We start from the raw sequence: 1,753 nt of genomic DNA, 5'->3' as shown, positions 1-1,753 counted from the left end.
TTCAGCAACGTCCTGGCCACCAAACCCAACCTGCTGATCGATGACGGTGGGGATCTCGTGAGCGCCGTTCACTTCGAGCATCCAGAACTATTGCCCGCCATTGTGGGAGCATGCGAAGAAACCACGACAGGAATCACCCGCGACCGTGCGTTGGCCCGCGCGGGCAAACTGGCCTTCCCGATCATCGGGGTCAATGAGGGCTTGTGCAAACATCTCTTCGACAATCGTTTCGGCACAGGACAATCCGCCTGGGACGGCATTCTGCGGACGACCAACATGAACATCGCCGGCAGGATTGTGGTCGTTGCCGGGTATGGATGGGTTGGCAAGGGTGTGGCCATGCGTGCCAGAGGCCTCGGCGCCCAGGTCGTCGTCACGGAAGTCGATCCTGTGAAGGCCGTCGAAGCCCACATGGAAGGCTATCAGGTCATGCCAATGCTCGAGGCCGCCAGAATCGGTGAGATCTTCATTACCTGCACGGGCGATGCGAAGGTCATCACCAAGGAACATTTCGCCGTCATGAAGGACGGTGCCATCTTGTGCAACGCTGGGCACTTCGATATCGAAGTCGACGTTCAACACTTGCGGAACAAGGACCCTCAGCACCACGAAGTCCGGCACAACATCGAGGAGTATACTTGCGATGGCAAGCACTTCTATGTCCTGGGCGAGGGACGCCTTGTCAATCTGGCATGCGCCGATGGGCACCCCATCGAGATCATGGACCTGACATTCGCGTTGCAGGCGTTGTCGGCTGAGTACCTGGTCAGACACCAGGAGTCACTGCCCAATGAACTCATCAATGTACCCGAGATGATCGACGACATGGCATCGAGAGCATTCCTGGCTTCCTGTGGCCTGTCCATCGACACACTGACCGAAGAGCAGAGAGCGTACCTCAGCTCATACTAGACCTCAGAGATAAACTTAGAACGCACCAATCGCCCCCGCCCCGTGATCACGAGATCGTGACAACGACGGGGGTATGGTCTGACGGCTTCTCCCAGCGCCTCGGCTCGACGTCGACCACGCAGTCGACGATGTGCACGGACAGCGCCTCCGAACCCCAGGCATAGTCGATGCGCATGCCCATGTGGCGCTTGAACATGTTCATGCGATAGTCCCACCAGGTAAACTGCTGCTCACTGTGGAATTTCCGGAATAGGTCGACGAAACCCCACCCGCGTAGATTCTCGAGTGCCTCACGCTCTTCCTGCATGAAGCCGATGGCGTCCTGCATCTCCTCGGGAGCCCAGACGTCCTGAGAATCCCTGGCCACGTTGAAATCGCCCATGAACAGCAGGCGATGGTCTCTGGAATATGTTGTGCCGAGATAGATCCGAAATTCCCGGAAGAACTGAAGTTTATGCAGAAATGCCTCGTCGCCACGTTCGCCACCATGCGGCAGATACCCATCGATCAGCGTGACATCACCGACGTCCACTGCCAGAACCCGGCTCGGATCATTGCCGGCCCAGCCCTTGACGACCCTGGAAATGGGTAGTCTGGACGCAATGGCAACACCGTTGTAGGTCTTCTGGCCGGACATCGCGACCTGATATCCCAATGCTTCGAACTCTGCAACAGGAAATGTCTCGTCGACCGTTTTGGTCTCCTGCATGGCGAGAACGTCCACCTGTGACTCCTGCAGCCACTTCTGGACAACAGGCAAACGGGCGCGCACCGAGTTCACATTCCACGTTGCTATCTTCATGGCTCACTCCTCATGTTTAATGCAGGCAGGTTTCCGCCC

At 57.4% G+C, this 1,753-nt stretch carries 1 protein-coding gene and 1 pseudogene; one reads left to right on the top strand and one right to left on the bottom strand.

Translation table 11 applies throughout. The features are described from left to right. Positions 1–912 (top strand): annotated as a pseudogene (locus SMC5_RS08100) (adenosylhomocysteinase); the annotation flags it as partial. Between the two features lie 46 nt (positions 913–958). On the opposite strand, the gene xth reads toward SMC5_RS08100, so the two are convergent. Further along, positions 959–1,714: an exodeoxyribonuclease III gene (gene xth, locus SMC5_RS08095; protein ID WP_119175774.1), complete on the bottom strand. Its 756-nt coding sequence runs from the start codon at positions 1,712–1,714 to the stop codon at positions 959–961. Positions 1,715–1,753: the final 39 nt, after the last annotated feature.

This window comes from Candidatus Cryosericum odellii (assembly GCF_003570935.1).
Lineage (GTDB): Bacteria > Caldisericota > Caldisericia > Cryosericales > Cryosericaceae > Cryosericum > Cryosericum odellii.
Note: the sequence above shows the minus strand (reverse complement) of the source record. Positions and strands in the feature narration are given on the sequence as shown.

Bases quoted from the DNA above. Each gene is read 5' to 3' on its own strand.
- xth (WP_119175774.1), bottom strand. From the start codon at position 1,714: ATGAAGATAGCAACGTGGAATGTGAACTCGGTGCGCGCCCGTTTGCCT.